Genomic DNA, 19,989 nt, shown 5'->3' on the forward strand with positions numbered 1-19,989 from the left:
TAAAGTGGCATAGTAGAGTGAGGGACCACAGCGGACCATCAAGTGAAACGGAGTGTGGAATAAATGTTAAAAGGAAAATGGAATGCTATTACGGACGTGCCAGGTGTGGCAGTCGGCCATGTAACGTTGAAAGAGGAGCCCGGCACAGATAGCGCCTGCACAGGGGTCACAGCCATCTTGCCCCATGAAGGAAATTGCTTCGAACAGAAAGTACCCTCGGCGAGTTTCGTATTGAACGGTTTCGGCAAATCAGCCGGACTTCTCCAGGTGGAGGAACTTGGTGTCATCGAATCCCCCATCATGCTTACCAATACATTCAGCGTCGGCGCGGTGCTGGAAGGGACGTTGCGGCATATGCTCGAGGAGAATACCGCCATCGGGGATTCCACCAGTTCATTGAACATCGTAGTCGGCGAATGCAATGACAGCTATTTGAACGCGATGCGTTCGTTGAAAGTGCGGCCCGAGCATGCCATTGAAGCAATCCGTGAAGCGAGTGCCGGTTCGTTTGAACAAGGCGATGTCGGTGCAGGGAAAGGGATGATCTGCTTCGGTCGAAAAGGCGGGATCGGATCTTCTTCAAGGGTTGTCCCTCACGACGGGGATTCATTCACAGTCGGCGTTCTGACGTTGACGAATTTCGGCAATCCGGAAGAATGTCTGATTGATGAATGGCTTGCGCGGAATAAAATGCAAATGACGACAGCGCCAGACGACTTGAAGCCGTCGAATGAAATGCAAAGCGAAAAACCGGACGGCTCCATCATGATCATTGTCGCGACGGATGCGCCGGTGGATAGCCGGCAGCTGAAGCGGTTTGCAAAACGTGCCTCAATCGGCCTCGGCCGGACCGGCTCCTCTATTCATAACGGAAGCGGAGACATCATCATCGCCTTCTCAAATGCGTATACGATTCCGCATGCGAGTGAAGGCGTCGATACGGTGAGCTATACGTTGCTGCGCGATGACGCCAAAGTGATGAACGAACTTTTCAAGGCAGTCATCGAGGCGACGGAGGAAGCAGTATATCAATCATTGATGCATGCAGAGACGACAACCGGAAGGCATGGACGGACTGTGGAACGATGGCCATTTGTTGAGAAAGATAATTTATGAGCGCGGGAGCGGATTCTTGAGCGCGAAACGGAGTTCTTGAGCGCAGAATTGGATTCTTGGGCGCGAAACAGATTTCTTGAGCTCGGAAGCGGAGTTCTTGAGCGCGGAATCGAATTCTTGAGCGCGAAACAGATTTCTTGAGCGCGGAAGCGGATTCTTGGGCGGGAAGCGGATTCTTGAGCGCGAAACAGATTTCTTGAGCGCGGACGCCTGCGATTCACCTCCAATAAAAAAACGGCACGCATGATTTTTCTCTCATGCGTGCCGTTTGCGTATATATAATTACTGAGCCGGGTTTACTTGAAGGTCGATTGAAATCTTGATGTCGTCGCCTACGAGTACTCCGCCTGCTTCGAGCGCTTGGTTCCATGTAAGGCCGAACTCTTTACGGGAGATTTTCCCTTCGACTTCGAATGCAGCGACTTGAACGCCCCATGGGTTTGTTCCAATGCCACCGAATTCTGCTTCGAATGTAACTTTCTTCGTTACGTCCTTTATTGTCAGATCACCAGTCACATCGTACTCATCATCGTCTCTTTTGACGATATCCGTAGAGACGAATGTCAGTTGAGGGAACTTTTCCGTATCGAAAAAGTCGCCTGAACGAAGGTGATTGTCCCGGTCTTCGCTATTTGTATTAATGGAAGTTGCATCAATAGTGAAATTGATTTGGGCACCTGTCAAATCTTCAGGACTCCCCTCAATTGTCCCCTCGACTCCTGCAAAACTTCCTTTTACTTTTGAAACCATCATATGCTTTACTGAAAAACCTACACTTGTGTGTGACGCGTCCACTTTCCATGTTGCCATGTTACCATCCACCCTTCCCATTTTTTCGTTGCATTTCATTTCCCTATTCCGTATACCTGCAGTCATGAAAACATTCTCGCAAGCAAAAATATCTTCACTCCAAGGTATATTCCAAATGATAACTTGAATATGTCTTGAAGTCAAGATAAATATTCCTTTAATTTCTATTTGAAATGCCTCGGTTATTATTTCTTGTCAAAACACCGGATAGCTAGCATACTTATACAAGTGAAGGCTTCTTTTGATTCAATAATAAGAGAAGGTTTTCATCGCATTAGAATTGAAGGGACTGGATGTTGATGTCGAAGCATCAGTGGTTAGAGGAACTACGCGAAATTATTAAAGATGGCATACTACGGATAGATGAACCATTAAGTAAATATACGATGACAAAACTTGGCGGAGCTGCAGATATACTCGTCATTCCGGGGACAATCGAGGAAACGGAAGCGACGGTGCGGTATGCATATGAAAATGGAATTCCGCTTTTATTATTAGGCAATGGGTCGAATATGGTTGTGAGGGATGGCGGCGTGCGCGGCATCGTCCTACACCTGTCGAAACTGGATGCAATTAACGTGGATGGCAATAAGGTCCATGCAGAAGCAGGAGCGCTCATCATCGACGTTTCAAGGCGCGCTGCAAAGGAATCGTTGACAGGCCTTGAATTCGCATGCGGAATCCCCGGTTCCATCGGCGGTGCGATGGCCATGAACGCGGGTGCCTACGGCGGGGAAATTAAAGATATCATTGTACAGTGTACGGTTTTGACAAAGACGGGCGAACGCCTTGTTCTATCGAAGGATGAGTTGGAGCTCGGCTATCGGAAAAGCATCATTACGTCTGAAGGGTATTATGTATTATCCGCTGATTTCGAACTGGCCGTGGGGGACAAGGAAACAATCGATGCAAAAGTCGCGGACTTGACGTTCCAACGTGAATCGAAGCAGCCACTCGAATATCCGTCCGCGGGAAGTGTGTTCAAACGGCCGCCGGGCTATTTCGCAGGGAAATTGATCCAAGATTGCGGCCTGCAAGGAAGAGGCCATGGCGGAGCGGAAGTGTCGACGAAGCATGCGGGCTTCATTATTAATAAAAATAAAGCGACCGCTTCCGATTATATTAATACAATCAACATGGTGAAGGCGGAAGTGAAGAAGAAATTCGACGTCGACTTGGAGCTGGAAGTGAAAATTGTCGGTGAGGAATAAACAAACAAAAAAAAAAGCGGATGACCAGCAACTGGCCATCCGCTTATAATTAAGTTCACTGCTCGATTTTGCAGACAAATTGAGTTGCTTCGGTAACTCTGTCATCTGTAATCTGCACTTGACACATTTTATTATTGTTCATGAATTTGAAGATCCCGTTATTGAAATCTGTCCCGGTTTCCTTAAAGAAAATACCTTCGAAGCGCGCCTCTTTGGAAAGGGTGAAGCTAATTCGAAAGCCCTCCCCTTCTTCGACTAAATAAGCCCGCACTCCTTTTTCGAACATGCCTTCAATTTCATCTTTAATCGCACGATCAACGGAGACGACATGGAAATCAACAAATGTTATTTCACGCAGCAACACGTTCATGAATGAACCTTTTGTGATCTCTTCCCATCTGCTTTGGGCGGTTTGACCGATAATGATCTGCGTAATATTGTGTTTGTGAGCTACTTCCTTGATCACCTTTGCAACCGGCCGTTTTTCATTATCCATAATGATGAAATCTTCTACATCGAGCTCCTTGGCAAGTTCTTGCCATCTCTCGACATACTCGGATTTCTCAGCGTCAAATTCATCGTATGGCAATGGGTCAATCGTTAGTATATATAGTGGACAATCGATAATGGATGCCATTTTATGTCCACGTCTAATGAGACGTTCGCCATTTGGACCGTAGTAGACACAAACAAGTATGCTTTCGTCCATACGACCTTTTACTTTGCCCATGACCGTAGTCACCTCTTACAATTATTTTCGTTCACTGTGCGCAACTTCTATTCACAATTGAAAACCACAACATTATACATAAAAGATGATTGGCTGACAAGATGTAAATGTCTCAAAGTGCGACTGAAATCCGTTTAGTGTATAATTCTATTTATGAACTTTTTCTAATGGTATCTGTAGCTACCTATTATGTCCCCAGTTCTGTCGCGAGTCAAGCCTATCCCATCAATCAAGAAAAAATTTACATAAGACATCGAAATCCCTTTTTTCAGGAGGTTACCTGTTTGACAATTTCATTATCCATATTCATCCCTTTTATAGCTGCCATTTTTGTTCCCTTTCTATATAAAAGGATACAAAGCAGGAAAATCGGCTGGTTTGTCTTGCTCGTTCCACTCATGCTTTTTGCAACGCTTGCAAGCTTTATCCCTTCTATTGCAAAAGGGGAAACATACTCACATACGTTCCGGTGGATTGAATCTGCCGGAATCCACTTTACCACTTATCTTGATGGCCTCAGTTTAATATTCGGCCTTCTCATTACGGGTGTCGGCAGTTTGGTCATCCTTTACTCCATCTATTATTTATCCGAACGGGAATCGTTAGGACGCTTTTACGTGTACCTTCTCCTGTTCATGGGCGCCATGCTCGGAGTCGTTTTATCCGATAATCTGATGGTGTTGTACGTTTTTTGGGAATTGACGAGCATTTCTTCTTTCCTGCTGATCGCCTTCTGGTACCACCGGAAAAAATCAAGGTACGGCGCGCAAAAGTCCATGCTCATTACAGTATCGGGCGGAATTGCGATGCTTGCCGGATTCATCATGCTACATACTATGACAGGCACGTACAGTGTACGTGAGATAGTAGTCACGATTGGTCAGTATACGGACGAGCCTCTCTTTGTATTTGCCATGCTGCTCGTCTTACTCGGGGCATTTACGAAATCCGCACAGTTCCCGTTTCATATTTGGCTGCCGGATGCGATGGAAGCACCTACACCGGTCAGTGCTTATTTGCACTCAGCTACGATGGTCAAGGCGGGCATCTATTTGGTCGCACGTTTCACTCCGATTTTCGGAGGTGAGATGACCTGGTTTTATATCGTTAGCAGCGTGGGTATCTTCACCTTGTTCTGGGGATCGTTCAACGCCGTAAAACAGACGGATCTAAAGGCCTTGCTCGCCTATTCGACAATCAGTCAGCTCGGTTTGGTCATGAGTCTTTTCGGTCTCGGCTCCGCTGCGCTCAATGAAGGTCATAGTGCAAATTCAATCATTTACGCGCAAGCCACATTTGCTGCACTGTTCCATCTCATCAACCATTCCACCTTTAAAGGAGCCCTCTTCATGGTTGTCGGAATTCTCGACCATGAACTAGGGACGCGGGATGTCCGCAGATTAGGCGGGCTTATGGCTTTCATGCCAGTGACGTTCAGCATTGCTTTGATCGGCAGCTTTTCAATGGCCGGGCTGCCTCCTTTCAATGGATTTCTGAGTAAGGAAATGTTTTTTGAGTCATTAGTGAATGCACGTAATCTGGAGCTTTTTGATGTGGGCACGATGGGAACAATTTTCCTCATAGTTGCTTGGCTCGCGAGTGTCTTCACATTCGTATACAGCATGATCATCGTATTCCAAACGTTTTTCGGGGAATTCCAACCGGAGCGGATTGAGAAACCGTCAAGGGAAGCCCCTTTCGGAATGCTCGTCGCGCCTTCCATTTTGGCAATTCTCGTCATCGGGATCTTCTTCTTCCCGAATAGTATCGGAAACTACTTGCTGCGCCCTGCAATGGCTGCGGTCTACCCAACACTCGCGGGCGCTGAAGGTTTGACGCCGCAAATCGTTGCGTGGCACGGCTTCAATAGCCCTGCATTGTTGATGACAATCGGAGTCATCATTCTAGGTGCTGTCCTATACAAATTCTATCGTTACTGGAGAGGCATTTATACGATCGCCCCTATGACTTGGAACTTGGATGCAGCCTTCAATGCCAATTTGATCTTGCTGGAAAAAGCATCTCACTTCTTTACTCGTCTTTATATGAAAGGGTATTTGAAAGACTATCTCGTCTACATCTTCTCCTTCTTTATCGTAGTTGTCGGAGGGGCAATCTTATATACGGGTTCCTATACGTTCGACTTTTCGAATGACGCACCAATTACGGCAAACGAATATCTTATCGTGCTCGCCATGGTGGTTGCAGGACTCTCAATGCTTTTCGCAAAATCCCGGATGACTGCGATCATTTTAAATGGTGTGCTCGGCTATTCCATCGCCTTCTTCTTCGTTGTCTTCCGAGCGCCTGATTTAGCATTGACCCAAGCCGTCGTTGAAACGGTGACAACCGCCCTGTTCCTCCTGTGCTTCTACTTTTTGCCGGATTGGAAGAAGGAGCGCTCGCCGATCAGAACAAAACTATTGAACGGGTTGATCGCCTTTGCTGCTGGAACGATTGTGACAGTTCTCGCCCTTACCGTTCAGGGGAATAAAATGTTTGAATCCATATCGGTTTACTTTGAAGATTCGTACCAACTTGCAGGCGGTAAAAATATTGTCAATACAATCTTAGGAGATTTCCGAGCGTTCGATACAATGTTGGAGGTCGTTGTGCTGTTCATTGCAGGAATTGGCGTGTTCACACTTATTAAGTTAAAAACGCGAAAGGAGGGGCAGGATTTTGAAGATCAATGATGTCATTTTGCAAACAGTAACGAAAATCGTCGTATTCATCATCTTGACGTTCGGCGTTGAGCTGTTCTTGTCGGGGCATAACAATCCCGGCGGCGGTTTCATTGGCGGTCTTGTCCTCTCCTCCGCATTCGTTCTGCTTTATTTAGTTCATGATATTGAAACGGTGCATAAAGGCATTCCGTTCGACTTCAAAAAAATTGCGGCATTAGGGGCATTCCTTGCCGTCGGTACAGGCATTGGTTCGGCACTGTTCGGCAAGCATTTCCTAACACAGGCTGCCGGACATTTCACTTTACCCGTTTTCGGAGAGACGGAACTCTCGACAGTCCTCGTATTCGAGGCGGGGGTGGCATTGACGGTTGTCGGTGTCGTCGTGACGATTATTTCAACCATTAGTGAGGATGTGTAGCAGATGGAAACGTTAATGACCATACTTGTCGGCTTTCTTGTAATGATCGCTGTCTATTTGCTGCTGTCCCGCAATTTGATTCGCGTGATTTTAGGGACAGCCGTCCTGTCCCACGCAGCGCATCTGCTTTTAATGACTATGGGAGGATTGAAGAAAGGCAGTGCACCGTTGCTCGGCGAGGATGCGGAAAGCTATACGGATGCTTTGCCACAGGCGCTGATCCTGACAGCAATCGTGATCAGCTTTGCCGTCACCGCATTTCTACTTGTACTTGCATATCGTACATACAAAAAAACTGGAACGGATAACCTCCAGGAGTTAAGGGGGTTCGAAGATGAATAACATAATCGCCATGCCGATGATCATCCCTTTGTTGACAGGGATCATCCTCGTTTTTTTACGCCATAACACGAAGACGCAGCGTGTTCTCAGCATCCTGTCGAGCATTGCAACAGTTGCTGTCAGTCTAGTTATTCTGCACCAGATCCAACAGGAAGGGATTTTACGGCTCGATTTCGGGGGCTGGCTTCCTCCATACGGCATTTTATTCGTTGCGGATTCATTTTCCATGCTGCTCGTCGCGACGACTTCAATCGTGACTGGAATCCTTCTTATCTATGCTTTTTCGTCCATTGGACAGCAGTTTGAGCATATGTTCTTTTATCCGTTCGTCTTCTTCCTTGTGGCGGGCGTCAATGGCTCTTTCCTGACAGGGGACTTGTTCAATTTATTCGTCTGTTTCGAAGTGATGCTCCTTTCCTCTTACGTGCTCATTACGATGGGGGGCAGGAAGGTTCAGCTGATCGAATCAATCAAATACGTCACGATCAATGTCCTATCCTCATGGTTCTTCTTAATGGGGATCGCCTATTTATACGGAACAATCGGCACACTGAATATGGCCCATCTATCAGTCCGGATCGCAGAGGTGGGACAAGGCCCGCTGCTGACGGTGATCAGTCTTATCTTTTTAATTGTCTTCAGTTTAAAGGCGGGACTGCTCCTTTATTTCTGGCTGCCTGGATCATATAGTGCGCCCCCGACTGTGATAGCGGCCCTCTTCGGCGCATTGTTGACAAAGGTGGGGATGTACGCGTTGTTCCGCGTCTTCACGCTCATTTTTTATCACGAACCAATTATTACGCATACTGCGATCGGTGTGATGGCAATTCTTACAATGATCGGTGGAAGTGTCGGTGCACTTGCGTATAACGACATCCGCAAAATCGTTTCGTACAATGTGGTGATCGCCGTCGGATTCATATTAGCAGGGCTTGCTATTTCAACGGAAGTTGCATTTCAAGGGGCCATCTATTATTTGATTCATGACATGATCGTCAAAGCTTTGCTGTTCCTTCTAGCGGGAACGATGATCTATTTGACGGGGAAAACAAAGATCGAAGAGATGAGCGGTTTGATCCGGAACTATCCGGCACTCGGCTGGCTCTTCTTCATCACGATGCTATCTTTAGCTGGAATTCCACCGTTAAGCGGGTTCATCGGCAAGGTGTTCATTGGGCAGGGAGCAATTGAATCGGGCTCCTTTGCACTGTTGATCGTAGCTTTTGCATCGGGCATTTTCGTCCTCTATTCGCTGTTGCGCATCTTCCTGAACTGCTTTTGGGGAGAGACGATCATCAATGAAGACGACGACGTTCCATTGAAAAAAGGGATGCTCGTTCCATGCATCCTATTTGCAATTATGACAGTCGCTATCGGAATCGGCGTCGAGGGCCTTGCTCCGTATGTCAGTGATGCAGCGAGGACGCTTATGAATCCGGAAATCTATATCGAAGCTGTCTTACAAGGAAATCGTTAAGCGGAAAGTTGAGGTGAAGGCAAGTGCCAGCCCAGTTATTACTGAATCTGTTCATCGCTTTTTTATGGATGACATTGATGGATGAAGATGAATTGAAATTTACGACGTTCTTTGCCGGTTTCCTCGTTGGAATCGGAATCATCTTTTTCATGCACCGTTTTTTCGGCACACAATTCTATTTACGCCGGTTATTTTATTCAATTAAATTGCTTTTCATTTTCATCTCGGAATTGACGCAGTCGAGCATCGTCGTATTGCGGCAGATTTTAAGCCCGACTTTGAAAATTAAACCGGGCATCTTTAAATATGAAACTGTTTTGAAGAGTGATGTGGAAGTGACGATGCTGTCGCTTCTCCTCACCTTGACACCGGGGTCTGTCGTCATGGAAGTATCGCCTGAAGGCAATATGCTTTATATCCACGCGATGGACGTCGAGCAATCCAGAGATGGTTTGATCAAACAACTGAAAAACTTTGAAAAAGCGATTATGGAGGTGACACGATGATTGAAACGATGATGACGATATCACTCGTTCTTTTTTCCATCACCATCTCCATTGCCGTCCTCCGAATCATCCTCGGCCCATCCATGCCGGACCGGGTCATTGCACTTGATATGGTCGGGGTCAATTTGATAGCGATGATCGCTGTTGTTTCAATCATGTTGAAGACAAAGGCCTTCTTGGAGGTCATTTTGATTTTAGGGATTCTTTCATTCATCGGAACGATCGCCTTTTCGAAATCTATTGAAAGGGGTGTCATCGTTGAGCGTAAACGAGATCGGTGAATTCATAGGGGCTGTGCTAATTTTAACCGGCGGGATTGCGAGTGTCATTAGTGCTTTCGGGCTTATCCGATTGCCGGATATCTATACGAGATCACACGCTGCTACGAAGAGCTCTACCCTGGCAGTATTGCTGACGCTGTCTGGTACTTTTCTATATTTCTTGTTCCGTGAGCAGTTTGTCAGCGTGCGTGTGCTTCTCGGTATCGTTTTTGTGTTTCTCACAGCGCCAGTGGCAGGTCATCTGATTGTCCGTGCTGCGTACCGCTCGAAGGTGAAGCTCGCGGATATATCGACGGAAGATGAGTTGTATGAGGTTTTATATAAAGATGAAAGCAAAAATGACGGTTCTAGCGAAAAAAGCTAGAACCGTCGTTTTTTTATGCCGAGTAACAAAGTTGATTTTCACTTCAGGCGGACGCTTTCCGCGGGCACGGCTTCAATCTCCTCGTCACTGCGTTCCTGCGGGGCTTTCAGCTCGCGCTGTTCCCGCTGGAGTCACCGCCTTCCGCTTCAATCAACGGGAATTTCTTAAAGCAATATAGGAAATAATATTTATTAAAATCGGAATTGTCATCCTTGCAGACACCTTTGTCCTCTGTACCTAGCACTTTTAATTGGGTTGAATGCCTTCTTCGTCTGCAACTTTTTTCAATGCTTCCGCGAAGGCTTCGACTGGCTGTGCTCCCGAAATGGCATACTTTCGGTTGATGACAAAGAATGGAACGCCTTTTACTCCGATTTGCCCTGCCTCTTCGATATCTCTGTTCACGTCATCTGCAAATTCATCGGATTGAAGGATCTGCTCTGCGCGTTCTTTCGGAATTCCCGCCTCTTCGGCAATGGCGAGCAAAGTAGCTTCGTTGTCGACTGCTTCCCCTTTCACGAAGTGGCCTTGCAGCAGGCGCTCCGATACCGCATCCCCCTTGCCTTCCGTTTCGGCAAGTTTGGCGAGTCGATGGGCGTTGAGTGTGTTCGCCCCCTTCATGCTTTCGACGTCAAAGTCGAGTCCGACAGTTTTTGCCTGCGCTGCAACATTCTCCAACATGTTTTTTGCTTCATCCAAGCTGATGCCATATTTCTTCGACAAGTCTTCCGGCACCGGACTTCCCGCGCCTACAGGTGTGTTCGGATCCAATTGGTACGCTTTGAACACGACCTCGGCCTTGCCTTCTAAGTCCGTCGCTCTCAATGCTTCCTCCAATCTCCTTTTTCCAATGTAACAAAATGGGCATACATAGTCTGACCAGATTTCTATTTTCATAAATTACGACCACCTTTCTTCTTTCATTTTAGATTCCAATCAAAATGGCAACAATGAATATGCCTGCTGCTATCGTTATCGAAGATCAATTGGAGGGCTATATCATGTACAACTCACTATGGTTAAAGACAGCTTACCCGCGGGATTCCTACCCCGCTTTGGATAAAGACCTATCATGCGATGTTTGCATTATTGGCGGAGGGTTGAGCGGAATCGCAAACGCCTACTTTCTAGCGAAAGAAGGAAAAGACGTCATCCTGCTGGAGAAAGACGAAATCCTGTGCGGGGCTACAGGCAATTCGACTGGAAAATTGACCGTGCAGCATGACGTCGTCTATGCAGACCTGATCAAGCAGTTCGGACGCGAAAATGCAAAGATTTATTATGAGGTGAACCGGCAAGCTGTGCTGTTCGGGCGTTCATTCGCGGAATGGGATGAACTTCGCAACGCGGATTCCATCCTTTTTGCACAGTCCAAATACGGGACCGAACGGCTTCAAGATGAAAAAAAGGCTTATGACGACATCGGAATCGTGGGGGAACTTAGCAGGAACAGCGAGCTTCCTTTGAAAACCGAGTTGATGTTGACAGTGAAAGACGAAACACAGATCCATCCAGTGCGCTTCGGGCAACATTTGGCGAAAATGGCTGTCAAAGCCGGCGCGCGCATTTTCGAGAAATCGGATGTGCGTCTCATGGATTTGAAAAAACGATTGCTTTACACAAATTCGGAAAATGAAATTCAATTCAATGAACTTGTTCTCTGTACCCATTACCCGATAGAGGCGCTGAGGGGATTACAGATCCTGAAATTGATCGTCGGCCGTTCCTATATCGTTTCCGCCCCAGCGAATATGCCGTTGACAGGGCAATATATTTCGGTCGACAATCCGAAGCGTTCGGTACGGACAGCTCATATCGATGGAAAAACACATTTCCTTTTATCCGGCGAAGGGCATCAGGCTGGGATGGAAAAAGAGACGCAAGTGCATTATGAAACATTGTCCTCCGAATTAAGGGATGTCTATCAGCTTGACGCGATGAAATACGGCTGGTCTGCACAGGATCCGCAGACGCCTGATCTCATTCCATATGCAGGCTGCATTTCTAGCAGTCTGCCGTATGTTCATTTAAATACGGGGTTCAGGAAATGGGGGCTCTCCAATTCGCTTGCCAGCGCGCGGATCATCAGCGACCAGATCGTCGGCCGCCAGAACAGGGCCGCTTCGCTCTATGCCCCCGACCGCACCGGCTTCGGCTCGTTCCTCGTCCAAGCTTTGAAGAATACGGGGCTCGTGCTGAAGGAATTCACCGGCGGGCATATTTCAAGGACCAACTCCCCTATGTGCACACATATGGGGTGCAGGACGAGATGGAATGAAGCCGACCAGACGTGGGATTGTCCATGCCATGGATCCCGTTTCCGGAGGGATGGCTCCGTCCTCGAAGGCCCTGCAACGAAGCCATTGGATTTGGGATGATTGTGTTACTCAAATTTCATCGCTATTTTGATGTGTCAAAGGTCCCGAAATGACGATAACTCTTGAAAAGTGACCGATAACTACCGGGAAATGAACGATAACCTCCAGGAAATGATCGATATCCTTCGGGAAATGAACGATAAGTTGACATCAATCAAATCAAAAAAGGTTGTGCCTCTAAAAAGAGCACAACCTTCATTATTTCATCCAGCTCCGGGCGCTAGCCGCTCGGGTCATAAGCCAGCCCTGCTGCACGGCAAAGAGCGCCGTTTCGCATGTCTGGCTTATGCCTGTCGCGCCTGAGCGAGCGCCCTCCGCTTTTGATTATTTCAATGCTTCTGTTAAAACAGGTACAATTTGCTTCTTCCTGGAGACGACACCTTTGAAGGTAGCTGTATTGTTCGTCAAAGCGACGTTGAATGCGGCACAAGCGCGTTCAGCAGACTTGCCGAGCGCAATGACGGTCGAATCGTTGTTCAGGATGTCCGTTACAACGAACAGGAACAGATCCAACCCTTTTTCCTCGATAATGCTGTTTAAGAGAACTTCCACTTCAGCTTGGCGGCTCATGACATCATCGACTTCAATCGCGTTCACTTGGGCGATTTCGATTTTCGCATCCCCAATCGTGAATTCCTTTGCATCAAGCGACACAAGTTCTTCAAGCGATTTTCCGCTCAAATCCGCGCCCGCCTTCAGCATTTCAAGACCATATACTTGGGCATCCACATCTGCAATCGCAGCCAATTCCTCAGCCGCTGCTCGGTCCTCTTCCGTGAATGTAGGCGATTTGAACAGCAGTGAATCCGAAATGATCGCGGAGAGCATGAGTCCCGCAATATCCTTTGGAATGTCGACGCCATTTTCCTTATAAAGCTTTTTCAATATTGTCGCCGTACAACCGACCGGTTCAGCGCGGTAATAGAGCGGGTCTGACGTCTGGAAATTGGCGATCCGGTGATGATCGACGACTTCGATGACTTGCACTTCATCCAGATCATCGACGCTTTGCTGCTTTTCATTATGGTCGACAAGGATGACTTGCTGTGCTTCCGGTGCCGCTTTTTCAATCAATCGCGGAGCTTCAAATCCGAATTGGCCAAGCGCGTAAGCAGTTTCACCTGAAATGGAACCTAGGCGCACTGCTTCCGTATCCATTCCAAGCTGTTGTTTCAAATAAGCATAGCTGATCGCCGACGTAATTGAATCGGTGTCAGGGTTTTTATGTCCAAATACTAATACTTTTGCCATCGTAATCCTCCTACAGATCTATTCCTATTTATTCTATCATAAAGGTTTGCTGAACAAAATTGCTGCTAGCTCATCTTGATTTACTAAAAAATCTGCAATCGTATACTTGTCCAAAACTGCCAAATATGCGATTAGCGCTTCATGCAAAGCACCTTTCAATCTGCAGACGGACGAAAGGATACAATGATTGCCATCCTCCCGGAAACATTCGACTAGATAAAAATCGTCTTCCGTCTTTCGGACAAGATCTCCAACATTTATATCCTCAGGCTTCACGTTTAGGCGGATTCCACCGCCCCGGCCGCGCACAGTTTCCACAAGACCCATCTTTCCTAATTCATGAACTACCTTTGTCAGATGGTTTCTGGAAATTTGGTAACGATCCGAGATCTCTTGGATCGTCGAAAGCTCTCCGACTTCCTTTGAGCCTACATACATTAACACCCGCAAAGAGTAATCCGTATATAACGTCAACCGCATAGTTTCACCGCCAATCACCATCCCATTATAACGATTATGTCGGTATCGTGAAAGAAATGTGTCTAAAAATTTACAACACCCTAAAGATGTATTTCAAATATATCTTTAGCGAAAATAATCGTTTATAGTAAAAGTAACAAAACAAGAAAGGTTGTGCTCTTCATGTTATCCCAACAAACAATTGATATCGTAAAATCTACAGTTCCCGTTCTTGAGCAACACGGCAAAACAATTACAACAGTCTTCTATAAAAACATGTTCGCAGCTCATCCAGAGCTATTAAATATTTTCAACCATGCAAACCAATCACAGGGCCGTCAGCAAACAGCACTTGCCAATGTCGTTTATGCGGCAGCAGCAAACATCGACAATCTTGGCGCGATCATCCCTGTAGTCATCCAAATCGCTCATAAACACCGTTCATTAGGAATTGAAGCAGAACATTACCCAATCGTAGGTTATCATCTCCTTGGCGCGATCAAAGAAGTGCTCGGAGACGCAGCTACTCCCGAAATCATCGGCGCTTGGGGAGAAGCATACGGAGTTATTGCTGACGCATTCATCGGCATCGAGAAAGAAATGTACGATGAAACAGAAGTAGCAACAGGATGGAGAACATTCAAGGATTTCGTCATCGCTAATAAAGTTCAAGAGAGCGACGTCATCACTTCCTTCTATTTGAAACCGGCAGACGGTAAACAACTGCCTTCGTACAAGCCTGGCCAATACATTACAGTTCGTTTCCGCATCCCTGGGGACGAATACACATTGAACCGTCAATACAGCTTGTCACAATCACCTGGAAACGAAATGTTCCGTATTTCAGTGAAACGCGAAGACGAATGTGTAACGCACGGAAAAGTTTCTACGTACCTTCACAGAAACATGAACATCGGCGATACAATCGAAGTGAGCGCACCAGCGGGAGACTTCTATTTGGATACAGAAAGCACTACTCCTGTCACATTGATCAGCGGCGGTGTGGGCATCACACCGATGATGGCGATGTACGAAACGATTGCAACTGTTGCACCGGAACGGCAAGTCGCATTCCTTCATTCCTCACGTACACGCAAGCACCAAGCGTTCGATGAAGTATTGCGCAACATGACAGAATCACTTCAAAATGCAAAATACGAAGCCCTTTATTCCGAAGAAGGCGACGGGTTCATTACCCGCGAATTCTTGGCGAAGCATGTAATGGAAGGCAGCGACGTGTACGTCTGCGGACCAACACCTTTCATGCAAGCCGTCATCTCTGCATTGCACACAAACGGAGTTGCTGAAGATAAAATCCACTTTGAATTCTTCGGTCCGAAAGAACAACTCGAATTACAAAACGCATAAAAAATAGCGCGTTTCTCTCAAACGAGAGAAACGCGCTTTTACGATTATTTACGCAGTATCGATGGAAGCCTGAATGACGCGACAACGAGCGCCCCTACGAGGAAAAGACCAGAGTACCCGACAATCGGATAGAAATCGCCGACCAACTCCTTAAAGCCTCGGAAGCTCAGTGCAAATCCGACAACTAATGTAATCAAGACGAAAACCCTGAATTTATCCGTATCAATCTTGACGAACCTTGCACCGAAAGCATAAAACATACTTACAGCCGTATTGAAAATCATTCCATAAAGAATGAACGCCATGAAAGTCCCTAGTATAGGGGAAATATCATTGATGATGGCAAGCATCGGCAGATCCGCATCCCCTACGACATCCACTTTGGAGAAAATGGCCAAATGGCTTAGGATAATTAGAATTCCCAATCCTAACCCGCCAACCAAACCGCCAATTGCAGCGGATTTTTCATCCTTCTCGGCTCCGCCCATAACCAAGGCCATCGAAGCACCTACAGTAATGTTGAAGGATACATAGTTAATCGCGGAAAAAAACCAGTTCGGCAACGGCGTCTCCAGAGCGATAGCGGTTTGATTCAAAGAGCTGAACGGCTGATCCATCGTCGCCAAGGAATAGACTGAAATGATAACGACCGCCAAAATTAGAAATGGCGTAATACTCCCGATAACGGCAACAACTCTGTCGACATTCAGCAAAATCGTCAAATAGACAAGGAGCACCATTACGATCGTTCCTACGATGGGGTGCAATCCAAATTGTTGATTCAGATTGGATCCTGCCCCTGCCAACATGACGACGCCTGTACCGAATAACGTAAAAATAATGACGAAGTCGACAATTATTCCAACGTACCGTCCGCTGATCTTGTAGATGACATCCTTATGGGAAGTCGTTCGCATCCGGCTTCCGATCCTCGTTAACACCATTCCCAAATAAGCAAAAAGAATTGTGGATATAACTGCTGCAACAATTCCCATGAATCCAAAACTCGTGAAGTACAGCAGTATTTCCTGCCCTGAAGCAAAGCCGGCACCGACGATGATTCCGATGAAAGCACTTCCCATTTTCAATATCTTTTTCATACCATTTTCCCCCTCGATATCCCCGTAAAAAAACCTTTCATAGGCCAAATAGTCCGAATTCTCAACACGAAGAAATTTGTATTGTTTTAATTTAACACGGTATTCATCTCAGTTCAATAAAATATTTTTCTTTATTTTTATATTCCGTTATTTGACAAAAAAGAACCGTCCCAGTTAGGAACGGTCCTGTTATCCATTATTATTTTTGTAGTAATTTAGTCGATTCCCGGATGAATGCCGGCAAATCGTCCGGCGTCCGGCTTGTGACCAATTGATTCTGGCAAACGACGACTTCCTTATCCGCATAGTTCACGCCTGCATATTCCATATCGACTTTTATGGATTTGTAACCCGTCGCATCGCGGCCTTCCAACGTCTTTGCCGTAATCAGCAGCTGAGGTCCATGGCAGATGGCGAAAACCGGTTTCTTAGCGTCCATGAACGCTTTCGCAAATTGGACGAAGCGGTCATCCGCACGCAGCTGATCCGGTGAAAATCCACCTGGAATGAACAGAGCATCGAAGTCTTCAGGCGAAGCATCGCCGATTCCGAGGTCGACTTTGACTGTTGACTCCCCTTGCTTGCCCTTCACTTCCTTGCCGGCTTCCTTCTCGATCGTCACGACTTCATGTCCAGCTTCCTCGAACGCCTTCGCCGGCTCCGTGTACTCCGAGTCTTCGAATAGATTCGTGATTACCGTAGCAATTTTAGCCATTATCTATCATCCTTTCTTGTTTCTACCCTTACTACTATTCCACACTGGAGGGCAGCTAAACTTAAGGGCGATACTTTGAGACGTAAGGATTATCCTTTTCAAAGAATCTCCAAGGATAGTGGACGGCTTCACCGGAATTCCCGATCCCGACACGGGGACCCGTTTCAATCTCGACTGCTCCCGGCCCTTCGGCAATGAACAGCGGCTCATCCGCCCAATGATGTCCGTAATACTTCATCGAGACGCCGAGTGCTTTCGAAAGCTTGCCAGGGCCATTCGTCCAGTCCTTCATCTTCAAATGCGGACCGCGGTTGTCCTGCATCAGCTCAAGCCCATCAACCGGTTCCGCTGCACGGATGAGTACAGCATGCGGTGTTCCTATGGGGCCACTCACGACATTCATCAACGTATGTGTGTGCATTTGATACGTATACACAAGCCCCGGCGCACCGAACATGATCTCCGTCCGTTTCGTCCGCCGGTTCCCGAAACTATGGGCGGCTCGATCCTCAGGTCCTTGATACGCTTCCGTCTCCACGATCCTTGCAGCAATCACGCCATCCGGATGCTCATGCACAATATATTGCCCGACAAGGTTCTGCGCCAGCTCCAGCACATGCGGTTCAAAAAATGATTTATCAATCGGCTTGTACATCCGAATCCTCCTCACGTTCATTATTTTATAAAGATCTCGTTATCAGTAACTTCCTGTACATCGCTGCAATTTCCGAGTTCTCTCTTTCCCAGTCTTTATTTCTTGGCATGGGAATCTTGAATTGCTTTCTCATCTCCGTCATTAAACCGGCCAACAGCATATCCCTTTTTGGCCGGTCTGCAAAGATGATGTCCTCATATTCTCTTTGATAATCCGCCAGCGATTTCTTGGCTGCCATTTCATTTTTCCTCCGCTAATGTTCTTCAACCTTATATATCCCCTAATACTGCGACTATGATACTTTCACGACAATCCTTGCCCTTCTGCAAACTCCCGATACAACGGGTGGGACTTAATTAATTCCTCATGCGTGCCGATTCCCGTAATGTGGCCCGCCTCTAGGAAAATGAGCTGATCCGCGTCAACCACCGTCGACAACCGATGCGCGATGATGAGCGTCGTCCGCCCTTCCATGAGCCGTTGCAGCGCTTCTTGTACATGCGTCTCCGAACCGCTGTCCAAATTGGACGTCGCTTCGTCTAGCAACAGAATCTCCGGGTTATGCAATAACGCTCGCGCAATCGCAATCCGCTGACGCTGGCCTCCTGAGAGCTTCATTCCCCTCTCCCCGACGAGCGTTTCAAAACCGTCGGACATCGCTTCAATAAATTGAAGGGCGTTCGCCGCCTCCGCAGCCTTCCGCACCTCTTCCATTGAAGGACGAATTTCCAACCCATATGCGATATTATCCAAAATCGTCCCACTCAACAAGGGACTTTCCTGCGACACATAGCCAATCCGTTTCCGCCAATCGGACAATGCAATTTCTGTAATCGGCATGCCGCCAATCGAAATCTCACCCACCGTAGGTAAATAAAAGCGTTCGATCAACGAGAATATCGTCGTCTTCCCTCCGCCGCTCGGACCGACAAATGCAGTAATCGTCCCTGGTTTCGCTTGGAATGAAACTCCCTCAAGAACCACTTTTCCGCTTTCATATGAAAAACCGACCGATTCAAACTTGATGCTTCCATCCGGCACATTCGTGGATCCATTAGAAGGTTCGCTATCCATTCCTAACATCTGCTGAATCCGTTCAGTCGCCCCGACAGCCTTCTGGAAAATCGTAAATACCTGAGCCATCTGCGCAAACGGCATGATAATCTGGAACATCAGAAAAATGATGGCAACAAGCGTCCCCGCGGACAACACGCCTTTTGAAACTTGCGCGCCTCCATAACCAAGGATCACGACTAAAATACTCATCATCACGAGCGTCATGACTGGCGAAATGATTGCCTGGATCTTCGCCTCTTTTAAGCCGAATGAAAACAGCGAGCTGATCGCCTTTCCACCCTTCTCTCCTTCATTAGGCTCAGCCCGATATGCCTTTACTAATCTGATATCGCCAAGCACCCGACCAAGATGGCCCGAGAACTTCGCCATCTCCCCTTGCGTCGCCTTTGCGATTTTATGCATAATCCGGCCAAGCGGAAAGATGATTGCCATACTAACCGGTATGCTGATCAACATGATCAACGTCATCTTCCAATCCAAATACAGAAGAATTGCAACTGCACCGATAATCGAAATGATACCCGTAATGAACGACACGAGATGATCTGACACCAATTGCTTCAGCATCGTCGTATCCTGCGTTATCCGGCTCATTGTCTCACCGGTTTCATTCTCATCGTAATAAGAAACCGGGAGCCGAAGCACTTTGTACCACAACTTATTCCGCAAGTCGGCAACGATCGTTTCACCGATGAATGCCAGCAAATAATACGAAACCCCGCCCAATACCGCCTGCAGAATGAAAACCGCAAACAAGAACACAGCCGTACTCCAATTAAAAGAGGCACCCGTCAAGGAATCGACAAGCTCCCTCGTCACTAACGGAACCGCCAAACTCGCCGCCGTCGAAAATAACGCAAGCACAAGCGCAAGCGCCGTCTTCCCCTTCGGCCACTTCAGCTGGCGCAATAAACCGATGAATTCCTTCATCGACCCTTTCGTCTTCAATTCACTTTCCATCTACTCACCCTTTTCTCTCTCCAAATACGCATAAATTCATCCAGCCACGCATAAACCGCTCCAGAAACGCATAAATCCTAACTA

At 47.1% G+C, this 19,989-nt stretch carries 21 protein-coding genes; 11 read left to right on the top strand and 10 right to left on the bottom strand.

Annotated features, from left to right (window positions below; genetic code table 11):
- Positions 1–63: 63 nt before the first annotated feature.
- Positions 64–1,116 (top strand): P1 family peptidase, encoded by a 1,053-nt coding sequence (locus M3191_RS07175; protein WP_251699432.1) that lies wholly within the window; start codon positions 64–66, stop codon positions 1,114–1,116.
- 282 nt (positions 1,117–1,398) lie between these two features.
- Here M3191_RS07175 and M3191_RS07180 read toward each other — a convergent pair whose 3' ends face one another.
- Entirely contained in the window at positions 1,399–1,926 is a 528-nt protein-coding gene (locus M3191_RS07180) for a YceI family protein (protein ID WP_251699434.1), read from the bottom strand.
- A gap of 299 nt (positions 1,927–2,225) precedes the next feature.
- On the opposite strand from M3191_RS07180, the gene murB reads away from it, so the two are divergent.
- Positions 2,226–3,137, top strand: a complete 912-nt coding sequence (murB, locus tag M3191_RS07185; RefSeq protein ID WP_251699435.1) for a UDP-N-acetylmuramate dehydrogenase — start codon at positions 2,226–2,228, stop codon at positions 3,135–3,137.
- 55 nt (positions 3,138–3,192) lie between these two features.
- Here murB and M3191_RS07190 read toward each other — a convergent pair whose 3' ends face one another.
- The gene (locus M3191_RS07190) at positions 3,193–3,867 is read right to left on the bottom strand and encodes a histidine kinase (protein WP_251699437.1); all 675 of its coding nucleotides are present in this window, start codon (positions 3,865–3,867) and stop codon (positions 3,193–3,195) included.
- A 284-nt stretch (positions 3,868–4,151) separates the two neighbouring features.
- On the opposite strand from M3191_RS07190, the gene M3191_RS07195 reads away from it, so the two are divergent.
- The 7 genes from M3191_RS07195 to M3191_RS07225 are packed head-to-tail and all read left to right on the top strand — an operon-like array spanning position 4,152 to position 9,942.
- Positions 4,152–6,563 carry a Na+/H+ antiporter subunit A gene (locus tag M3191_RS07195; RefSeq protein ID WP_251699439.1) on the top strand — a complete coding sequence of 804 codons (2,412 nt, stop codon included), beginning with the start codon at positions 4,152–4,154 and terminating at the stop codon, positions 6,561–6,563.
- On the top strand, positions 6,550–6,972 hold the full coding sequence (locus M3191_RS07200) for a Na(+)/H(+) antiporter subunit B (protein ID WP_251699441.1): 423 nt from the start codon (positions 6,550–6,552) through the stop codon (positions 6,970–6,972). The genes M3191_RS07195 and M3191_RS07200 overlap by 14 nt, the downstream gene beginning before the upstream one ends.
- Before the next feature lie 3 nt (positions 6,973–6,975).
- Positions 6,976–7,314 carry a Na(+)/H(+) antiporter subunit C gene (locus M3191_RS07205; protein WP_251699443.1) on the top strand — a complete coding sequence of 113 codons (339 nt, stop codon included), beginning with the start codon at positions 6,976–6,978 and terminating at the stop codon, positions 7,312–7,314.
- Complete coding sequence (locus M3191_RS07210; RefSeq protein ID WP_251699445.1) at positions 7,307–8,791, top strand: Na+/H+ antiporter subunit D; 1,485 nt, start codon at positions 7,307–7,309, stop codon at positions 8,789–8,791. Before M3191_RS07205 ends, M3191_RS07210 begins: the two co-directional genes overlap by 8 nt.
- 23 nt (positions 8,792–8,814) lie before the next feature.
- Entirely contained in the window at positions 8,815–9,297 is a 483-nt protein-coding gene (locus M3191_RS07215; protein ID WP_251699447.1) for a Na+/H+ antiporter subunit E, read from the top strand.
- Positions 9,294–9,578 carry a Na(+)/H(+) antiporter subunit F1 gene (locus M3191_RS07220; RefSeq protein WP_251695370.1) on the top strand — a complete coding sequence of 95 codons (285 nt, stop codon included), beginning with the start codon at positions 9,294–9,296 and terminating at the stop codon, positions 9,576–9,578. Before M3191_RS07215 ends, M3191_RS07220 begins: the two co-directional genes overlap by 4 nt.
- The gene (locus M3191_RS07225; RefSeq protein ID WP_251699449.1) at positions 9,556–9,942 is read left to right on the top strand and encodes a Na+/H+ antiporter subunit G; all 387 of its coding nucleotides are present in this window, start codon (positions 9,556–9,558) and stop codon (positions 9,940–9,942) included. The genes M3191_RS07220 and M3191_RS07225 overlap by 23 nt, the downstream gene beginning before the upstream one ends.
- 246 nt (positions 9,943–10,188) lie before the next feature.
- Here M3191_RS07225 and M3191_RS07230 read toward each other — a convergent pair whose 3' ends face one another.
- Positions 10,189–10,839, bottom strand: coding sequence for a DsbA family oxidoreductase (locus M3191_RS07230; RefSeq protein ID WP_353056513.1), 651 nt, complete (start codon positions 10,837–10,839; stop codon positions 10,189–10,191).
- A gap of 44 nt (positions 10,840–10,883) precedes the next feature.
- On the opposite strand from M3191_RS07230, the gene M3191_RS07235 reads away from it, so the two are divergent.
- On the top strand, positions 10,884–12,320 hold the full coding sequence (locus M3191_RS07235; protein ID WP_251699451.1) for an FAD-dependent oxidoreductase: 1,437 nt from the start codon (positions 10,884–10,886) through the stop codon (positions 12,318–12,320).
- Positions 12,321–12,644: 324 nt separating this feature from the next.
- Here the strand turns inward: M3191_RS07235 and M3191_RS07240 are convergent, their stop codons facing one another.
- Together M3191_RS07240 and M3191_RS07245 are read right to left on the bottom strand one after the other, a co-directional pair.
- Positions 12,645–13,571 (bottom strand): manganese-dependent inorganic pyrophosphatase, encoded by a 927-nt coding sequence (locus M3191_RS07240; RefSeq protein WP_251699453.1) that lies wholly within the window; start codon positions 13,569–13,571, stop codon positions 12,645–12,647.
- Positions 13,572–13,607: 36 nt separating this feature from the next.
- Positions 13,608–14,051, bottom strand: a complete 444-nt coding sequence (locus tag M3191_RS07245) for an RrF2 family transcriptional regulator (RefSeq protein WP_251699455.1) — start codon at positions 14,049–14,051, stop codon at positions 13,608–13,610.
- Between the two features lie 162 nt (positions 14,052–14,213).
- Between M3191_RS07245 and hmpA the strand changes: the two genes are divergently transcribed.
- A complete protein-coding gene (gene hmpA / locus M3191_RS07250) occupies positions 14,214–15,398 on the top strand; it encodes an NO-inducible flavohemoprotein (RefSeq protein ID WP_251699457.1) in 1,185 nt (394 codons plus the stop codon).
- Positions 15,399–15,442: 44 nt separating this feature from the next.
- On the opposite strand, the gene M3191_RS07255 is transcribed toward hmpA, so the two are convergent.
- The 5 genes from M3191_RS07255 to M3191_RS07275 form a co-directional block, all read right to left on the bottom strand.
- Positions 15,443–16,498 carry a YkvI family membrane protein gene (locus M3191_RS07255; protein WP_251699459.1) on the bottom strand — a complete coding sequence of 352 codons (1,056 nt, stop codon included), beginning with the start codon at positions 16,496–16,498 and terminating at the stop codon, positions 15,443–15,445.
- A gap of 199 nt (positions 16,499–16,697) precedes the next feature.
- Positions 16,698–17,213 (bottom strand): type 1 glutamine amidotransferase domain-containing protein, encoded by a 516-nt coding sequence (locus M3191_RS07260; protein ID WP_285853256.1) that lies wholly within the window; start codon positions 17,211–17,213, stop codon positions 16,698–16,700.
- Positions 17,214–17,274: 61 nt separating this feature from the next.
- Positions 17,275–17,868: a DNA-3-methyladenine glycosylase gene (locus M3191_RS07265; RefSeq protein WP_251699461.1), complete on the bottom strand. Its 594-nt coding sequence runs from the start codon at positions 17,866–17,868 to the stop codon at positions 17,275–17,277.
- A 25-nt stretch (positions 17,869–17,893) separates the two neighbouring features.
- On the bottom strand, positions 17,894–18,106 hold the full coding sequence (locus M3191_RS07270; protein ID WP_251699463.1) for a hypothetical protein: 213 nt from the start codon (positions 18,104–18,106) through the stop codon (positions 17,894–17,896).
- Between the two features lie 65 nt (positions 18,107–18,171).
- Positions 18,172–19,905, bottom strand: a complete 1,734-nt coding sequence (locus tag M3191_RS07275; RefSeq protein ID WP_251699465.1) for an ABC transporter ATP-binding protein — start codon at positions 19,903–19,905, stop codon at positions 18,172–18,174.
- Between the last annotated feature and the right edge of the window lie 84 nt (positions 19,906–19,989).

Source organism: Sporosarcina luteola, assembly GCF_023715535.1.
GTDB classification, from domain to species: domain Bacteria; phylum Bacillota; class Bacilli; order Bacillales_A; family Planococcaceae; genus Sporosarcina; species Sporosarcina luteola_B.